The 7,946-nt window shown below is 70.3% G+C and carries 4 protein-coding genes and 1 pseudogene; 4 read left to right on the top strand and 1 reads right to left on the bottom strand.

All coding sequences use genetic code 11. The features are described 5' to 3' along the window. Nucleotides 1–376, bottom strand: a pseudogene (locus AAG827_RS21565) (aminopeptidase N); the annotation flags it as partial. 168 nt (nt 377–544) lie between these two features. Between AAG827_RS21565 and AAG827_RS21560 the strand changes: the two are divergent. From AAG827_RS21560 to AAG827_RS21545, 4 genes are all read left to right on the top strand, one after another. Then, on the top strand, nt 545–2,236 hold the full coding sequence (locus AAG827_RS21560) for a CHAP domain-containing protein (RefSeq protein ID WP_341928264.1): 1,692 nt from the start codon (nt 545–547) through the stop codon (nt 2,234–2,236). A 44-nt stretch (nt 2,237–2,280) separates the two neighbouring features. After that, nucleotides 2,281–2,886, top strand: coding sequence for a disulfide bond formation protein DsbA (locus AAG827_RS21555; protein ID WP_341928263.1), 606 nt, complete (start codon nt 2,281–2,283; stop codon nt 2,884–2,886). A 363-nt stretch (nt 2,887–3,249) separates the two neighbouring features. Beyond that, nucleotides 3,250–6,885: a DUF11 domain-containing protein gene (locus AAG827_RS21550; RefSeq protein ID WP_341928262.1), complete on the top strand. Its 3,636-nt coding sequence runs from the start codon at nt 3,250–3,252 to the stop codon at nt 6,883–6,885. 113 nt (nt 6,886–6,998) lie between these two features. Then, on the top strand, nt 6,999–7,946 hold a 948-nt coding region (locus AAG827_RS21545; RefSeq protein ID WP_341928261.1), incomplete at its 3' end, for a peptidoglycan recognition protein.

The following is a 7,946-nucleotide window of genomic DNA, read 5'->3' as shown; positions in this document are numbered from 1 at the left end:
ACTGCGAGTAGAGGTAGACGCGGTCGTCGACCGGGTCGACGAAGCGGTGCAGGCCCTCGCCGGTGTGGCTGTAGGGCAGCTCGGCGCGCACGCGCAGCTCGTTGTCGCCCTGGAGGTCGTCGAGGAGGATCCGCGAGTCGACGTAGGCGTCGACGAGGTCCAGCGATCGCCCGTTGAGGGTCACCTCGTGGAGGGTCGCGCCGACGAGGTCGGCGAAGGTGGAGGCTCCGGGCTGCGAGCACGTGAACCGGATCACGGTGGTGCTCTCGAAGACCTTGTCAGACACGGTGAGGTCGAGGTCGATGGTGTAGGACTCGACGGCCAGGAGGGCGGCGCGGGTGGCGGCCTCGTCCCTGGTCAGGTTGGTTCCAGGCATGCCCGCCATCATGGCAGCAGGCCTCGTGGGGCCACCAACCAGCGCGGGGACCCCGCCCCCGGATGGTTACCCTGGGGACGCGAGGGAGAGGTGGGGCGAGTGTCACTCCCTGAGAAAATTGTCGCGAAACGCCGCGTTTGGTGCTTGACACCTGTTTAATCTCCCTTCGTGACCCGAACTCGGCGGCTCGGCTGCACCCTGCTCCTCAGCGGGTTGATGCTGTCCGTGACCCCCTTCGTCGGGGTGGGCTCCGTCCACGCGGAGGAGCAGGCCGACGAGCGAAGGGTCGAGGAGCAGGTCGACGAGCCGTCGCTGACCCGCTACGGCGCCGTCGAGCAGCGCTCCTCGGCCTACCTGTGCACCGGCTACGTCGCGTGCGCCGAGGCCGGCTACTCCCACTTCGGCTACCGCACGGCCGGCTCGCAGATGTACTGGCGGATGTATGCCGGCCACAACTGCACCAACTACGCCGCCTACCGGATGGTGCGCAGCGGCATGCCCAACACCCGTCCGTGGTCGGGCGAGGGCAACGCCAGCCACTGGGGCATCGCCAAGGCCGGGATCACCGACACCGTGCCCACGGTCGGGTCCATCGCCTGGTGGCGGGCCAACGCCCCGGGCACCGGCTCGAGCGGCCACGTCGCCTACGTGGAGGAGGTCGTCTCCAGCACGGTCATCGTGATCTCCGAGGACAGCTGGTCCGGCGACTTCCACTGGCGCACGATCCGCAAGGCCGACGGGCGCTGGCCCTCGGGCTTCATCCACTTCAACGACCTGGCCGTCACCAACGTCGAGCCGCCCGCCGTCGAGGGCACGCCCCGGGTCGGGAGTCCCCTGGTCGCGAGCGCCGGCACCTGGAAGCCGGCCGGTTCCTACGCCTTCCAGTGGCTCGTGGACGGCTCGGCGATCTCCGGCGCGACCGCCGCGCGCTACGTCCCGACGCCGGCCCAGCGCGGCAAGCGCCTGACCGTCCAGGTCACGGCCACCAAGAAGGGCTATGCCGCGGCCACCGCGCGCACACCCGCTCCCGACGACGTCCGGGTCGGTGAGCAGACCAGCACCGCGGCTCCCGTGATCTCCGGCGTGCCCGAGGTCGACGAGGTCCTCACCGTCTCTCCCGGCGGTTGGTCGCCGGAGCCGGGCTCCACCACCGTGCAGTGGTACGCCGACGGCGCGGCCATCGCGGGCGCCACCGGGTCGCAGCTGCGCCTGGCCCAGCCGCAGATCGACGCGCGCATCACGGCGGCCGTCACCTCGCGCACACCGGGCTACGCGCCCAAGAAGGTCGTCTCGGAGGCCACGGCCCCGGTCATCGCCGGCACCATCGCGATCACCCAGCCCTTCGCGCTGAGCGGCCTCGAGCGGTTCGGCCGGACGCTCACCGTCGTCCCGGGTGTCGTCGAGCCGTCCGACGCGACCGTCGCCTACACCTGGCTGCGCGACGGCGAGCCGATCGCCGGGGCCACGGGTCCGTCGTACGAGCTGAGGGGCGGGGACGTCGGATCGCACATCTCGGTGCGCGTCGACCTGAGCCGCACCAGCTATCGCAGCACCTCCCAGGTCGTCCGGGGCGACTCGCCGGTGATGACCAAGCCGGTGCTGCACGTGAAGCCCGCGAGCACGCCACGCCGTGCGGTGGTCATCGTGCGGGTCGCCGCTCCGGGCATCTCCCGCCCGACCGGCACGGTCACGGTCTCGATCGGCGCCCGCAAGGTCACCGCGGACGTCGTCGCCGGCAAGGCGCGCGTGGTCCTCGACGGGCTCACGCCCGGCTGGAAGAAGGTGCGCGTCCTCTACTCCGGCAGCGGTGCCGCGCTCCCGGCGGCCGGGTCCGAGCGGGTGTTCGTCAAGAAGCGGTAGGCGCGTGGGGAAGAGGTTCGGGCCCCGGGGTGTTGGATCTGTTCATGACCAAGACCCAAGCCGACTTCTGGTTCGACCCGCTGTGCCCCTTCGCCTGGATCACCTCACGCTGGATCCTCGAGGTCGAGCAGGTGCGCGACATCGACGTGACCTGGCACGTGATGAGCCTGGCCTACCTCAACAAGGACAAGGACATCCCCGACGAGTACCGCGAGATGCTGGAGCCTGCCTGGGGTCCGGTGCGCGTCTGCATCGCGGCCGAGCAGAAGCACGGGCGTGACGTGCTGCTGCCGCTCTACACCGCGATGGGCACCCGCATCCACCACGGCGGCGAGAAGATCTCGCGCGAGCTGATCGCCGCCGCCGTGGCCGACGCCGGACTCGAGCCCGAGCTCGTCGACGCCATGGACGACGCCTCCCTCGACGAGGCCGTGGCGGCCTCGCACCACGAGGGGATGGACCAGGTCGGCGACGACGTCGGCACGCCGACGATCGCCTTCGAGGGGGCGGCGTTCTTCGGGCCGGTGCTCTCCTCCATCCCGCGTGGCGAGGAGGCCGGACAGCTCTGGGACGGGTGCGTCGCGGTCGCGAAGTTCCCCCACTTCTACGAGCTCAAGCGCTCGCGCAAGGGCGACCTCGACTTCAGCTAGCACGAGGGGCTTGTCGGGGAGGACATCCCAGGTTCGGCTGCGGTGCCGCGACGAGAGGGCTACCGTCATAAGGGCCGTGACTTGAGGGGTACCAGCGCCGGGGGGCAGCTGGGCCAGGGGTGAATCCTGCGTCCTTCGACGCCTCGAGCCACCCCCAGCACCTCACGCCAGCAGGCTGAGAACTGGGGGGTTCACCAATGTTCGTCCGCGAACGCGCGCTCTCGCGCGCCCTGAACAAGCTCGTCGTCCTCGTCATCCTGGCGATTGCGACCGCGCTCCTACCGGCCGCAGGGTGGGGGCAGGCCTCGGCGGCCTCGGGCTCCTCTTGGCGGAGCCAGTGATCCGGGCGGCAACAACGGCACGGTGAAGATCGTCGAGGACGGCGACTTCGACTCGATCCCCAACAACGACCCACACGTGGGCTGCACGTTCTCCGTGGAGTGGTACGGCTTCGACCAGGGGCCCACCATCGTCTCCAAGGTCACCTTCGAGATGCAGTCGCCGACCGTGAGCGTCGGGCTGACGGTCTCGGGGCCGCCGACCGTCTTCGTCGGTGGTGACCCCGCCACGGGTGCGGGCACGGCCACCGGCCTCGACGGGAGACAGGCCTACACCCTGAGCTTCGACGGTCCGGCACACCCGATCCAGGGCTACCACCTCAAGCTCACCATCGAGACCCCTGGCTCCCAGGGCAGCGACAAGAAGTACAAGGTCTTCTGGGTCGAGGGCTGTGACCCCGTCCAGCCGCCGACGCCGGGCATCAGCCTCGAGAAGTCGGTCACCGACTCCCAGGACCAGGGCTCGGACGGCCAGCTCGGCGAGACGCTGACCTACGCGTTCTCGGTCACCAACACCGGCAACGTCCCGCTGACCAACGTGACGATCACCGATGCCAAGCTCGGCATGAGCAACGTCGCCTGCGTGACCAACCTGGCCGTGGGGGAGACCAAGCCGTGCGCGACGACGAAGTCGTACGTCGTGACGGCGGCCGACATCGCGCACGGGTCGGTGCACAACGTGGCAACCGCGTCGGGCAAGCCGCCGACCGGACCCAGCGTGACCGACGACGACGACGCGACGATCCCGACTCCGGCCAGGCCGGCGCTCGTGGTCGCCAAGACCGTCACCGACAGCAGTGACCCCGACACGGTCGCCTCCCTCGGGGAGACCTTGACCTACACCTTCACGGTGACCAACACCGGCAACGTCCCGTTGACCGGCATCACCATCTCCGACCCCAAGCTCTCCATGAGCAACGTGCCCTGCGTGGACAACCTGGCCGTCGGTGCGAGCTTCACCTGCCCGACCAGGACCTACGTCGTGACCGCGGCGGACCTCGCGGCGGGCAAGGTCTACAACGTCGCGACCTCCAAGGGCACGCCGCCCGGCGGCGGCGACGTCATGGACGACGACGACGCCAACATCCCGACGCAGACCAACGCTCCGGGGATCGACGTCGAGAAGTCGGTGGCCGACAGCGTCGACGCCGACCAGGTCGGCTCGCTCGGCGAGACGCTCACCTACACGTTCGTCGTCACCAACACCGGCAACGTGCCGCTGACAAACGTGCGGATCACCGACGCCAAGCTGTCGATGACCAACGAGCTCTGCGTGGCCACGCTGGCCGTCGGGGCCAGCGCCACCTGCCCGACCAAGACGTACGTCGTCACCGCTGCCGACGTCGCCAACGGCTCCGTCCACAACGCCGCGACCGCGACAGGCACGCCCCCGACCGGCGGGGACGTCAGCGACCACGACGACGCCACGATCCCGGCGCCGGCCACGCCCGCGATCCACCTGGAGAAGTCGGTGACCGACAGCTCCGACGCGGACAGCATCGCCGGACCCGGTGAGGTGCTCACCTACTCGTTCGTGGTGACCAACACGGGCAACGTCGCGCTGACCAACGTCGTGATCGACGACATCAAGCTCGGCATGAGCAACGTCCACTGCGTGGCCAGCCTGCCGGTGGGCGCCAGCGCGACCTGCCCTGTCAAGAGCTACACCACCACGTCGGGAGATGTTGCGGCTGGCTCGATCCACAACACCGCGACGACCACCGGCACGCCGCCGTCGGGTCCCGCTGTGACGGACGACGACGACGCGACCATCGCCACGGCCAGCGCGATGGCACGGATCTTCCTGGACAAGCAGGTCCTCGACAGCTCGGACGCCGACGCCGTCGGGTCGCTGGGCGAGGTGCTGACCTACACGTTCCACGTCACCAACACCGGCAACGTGGACCTGACCGACGTCACCATCAGCGACCCGATGTTCGGGCTGAGCAACGCACCCTGCGTGGCTGTCCTCGCTGTCGGCGCCACCGCCGGCTGTCCGCTCCTGCCGGCGCAGTCGCACACGGTGACCCAGAGCGACGTGGATCACGGGTCGGTCGACAACACGGCCACCACGAGCGGCACGCCGCCCACCGGCCCCCCGGTCACTGACGACGACACGGCGAACGTGCCGGTCGCCGGCGGGGACCCCGACGACGTCGACCTGGTGGTCGACAAGTCCTCGGACGTCACCATCGCCGGACCGGGTGACGTGGTCACCTACACGATCAACGTCCGCAACCAGGGCGTCGGCGACGCGCACGACGTGGTCGTCACCGACACCCTGCCCCACGGCACGACGTACGTCTCGTCGTCCGCCGCGTGCACCTACGCAGCTGGCACGGTCACCTGCAACCTCGGCACCATCGAGGCCGGTGACGACCGGGCGGTGACGATCACCGTGAAGGTGGACGCGAGCGCCACGAGTGGTGGCAACACCGGCCACCAGCACCAGCTGGACTACACCAAGGTGGAGTCGCACATCTCGTCGTTCTCCGGCGTGACCACGGGCACGACGCAGTGCCCCAGCGGGTACGTCGCGACCGACGGCTCGGTGCGACTGGACCACGTCGACCAGGGGACGGGCGGCTTCGAGGACGTCGAGGTCCTCACCAGTGCCGTGACCTCGGACGGGAAGGGTTGGACCGGGACCATCCGGAACAACACCACCGGCCAGGTCCAGGCCAAGGTCGAGGTCGTGTGCGCGAGCGAGCGGACCGTCTCCGGCGAGGACCACAGCCACCCGTTGGTCATCACCGGCCCCTCGGTCTCGACCGAGACGTTCGGCCCCGGCCGCCACGTCGTCGACCTCACCTGCGCGGCCGGGTCCTACCCGATCCAGCCCAGCTACGTGCTGACCGCCGGCACCGCCGTCGTGGGTAGCCATGGCGCCGGGTCGGCATGGCAGTTCATCGTCGACGTCGACACCTCGGCGACCGGCACGTTCAGCATCCGCTGCCTCTCCTCGGCACTGGGCAGCGCGTCCGGCCACAGCCACGACCTGGTGTTCACCGCGCTGTCCGACACCGTCACGGTGCCGGCCGGTCAGACGGTGGAGAAGAGGCTGACCTGTCCCGACGGCTACAAGGGCATCGTGGCCTGGGCCGACATCGACCCCGGTCTGGTGTCGCTGGGCAACGACCCGCAGCCGATCACCCGGGTGTTCACGTTCCACAACCCGACCGGTGGCCCTCTCAACGCACGCTTCGGCCTGCTCTGCGTGGCGATCCGGACCCAGGGGGCGGACGACCCGGGCGATGGGCAGGTCACCAACACGGCGTCGGCCGCGACCAGCAGTCATGACGTCAACACCGGCAACAACAGCGACTCCGCCACGGTCACGGTCAACCCGACGGGAGTCACCGTGACGCCTCGGGCGACGGTCGGTTCCAACGCCGGTAGGACCACGGTCCAGCTCGCTCTGGCGACGGGCGCGAAGCGCTCGGTCACCTTGAAGCTGTTGACCGCGGGCAAGGTCGCCGGTCTGAGGTCCGGTGCCGTCCTGGCCCAGGGCAGGGCCACCCTGGAGGCTGGCTCGGAATCGGTCCGCCTGGTCGCCAAGGGCGCCGCAGCCAAGGCACTGAGGAGCGGGAGGATCGGCAAGGCCACCCTGGTCATCCTCAGCAGGGGACAACGGGAGGTCATGGTGATCAAGCTTCGCTAGCGGCCGACCGGAGAGTCGACTGGAGGGGCTGGTGTGGCGCAGGATGGCATGTCATGCGGATCTCGGACATCGCCACACTCGTCACATCAGTCGCTCTGACCACCGTGTTGCTGGTGAGCCCGGCGCCGGTCGCGGGTGCCGCTTCGGCGGCTCCAGCGGCCGGCCCTGTCGTCGATGCCCGGCCCGTCCTGCGGCTCCAGGCCGACCCCGGATCGTCCGTGCGGTCCCTGGAGGTCCCGGCCGCAGAGGCGCGCGCGCCGCGAGCCACGTCGTCGTACTCGATGGTGGGGCTGACCTGGCGCGGCCCCGACCCGAGCCTGCGTGTGCGCTCGCGCGGGCCCGAGGGCTGGCGGCCCTGGCGCGAGGCCGAGGTCCTGGTCGACGGGGCCGGGGCCGGTGAGGGCGCTCCGGGTCTGCGCGCCACCGAGCTGCTGTGGATGGACCGCTCCGACGGTGTGCAGGTGGACGTGGATGGATCCGGGCACCGGGGCCTGCGGCTGGTCCTGATCGATCCCGGTGTCCGCGCCGAGGACCGCACGGCGGCTGCCCCGACGTCGCGTACGACGCAGCGCGTGGTCCCGGCCGCTGATCGGGCGCCGCAGCCCGAGCTGGTCAGCCGGCAGCGCTGGGGTGCCGACCCGTCGTGGCGCAACGGGAAGCCGCGCTACAACGGTGGCATCCGGCAGGTCGTGGTGCACCACACGGCGTCGGGCAACGACTACACGCGTGCCGACGTGCCGGGGATCCTGCGCGGGATGTACCGCTATCACACGCAGTCGCTCGGCTGGTTCGACCTCGGCTACAACTTCGTCGTCGACCGCTTCGGTCGCGCCTGGGTCGGTCGGTCGGGGGGCGTCGGCAAGCCGGTCCGCGGTGCCCACGCGCTGGGCTTCAACCACGCGTCGGTCGGCATCTCGGTGATCGGCAACTTCGAGGCCGCCAAGCCCACCAACGCGGCCGTGACGATGGTCGTGCGGCTCGCCGCGTGGAAGCTCGACCGCCACGGCCACGACGCCCGCGGTGGTGTGACCGTGCGCTCCGAGGGCAGCGACCGCTATGCC

The organism is Nocardioides psychrotolerans (assembly GCF_943371775.1).
Lineage (GTDB): Bacteria > Actinomycetota > Actinomycetes > Propionibacteriales > Nocardioidaceae > Nocardioides > Nocardioides psychrotolerans_A.
This window is presented reverse-complemented; position numbering and strand designations above follow the sequence as displayed.

Coding starts and splice junctions, on each gene's coding strand:
- AAG827_RS21555 (WP_341928263.1), top strand. CDS start 2,281: ATGACCAAGACCCAAGCCGACTTCTGGTTCGACCCGCTGTGCCCCTTC.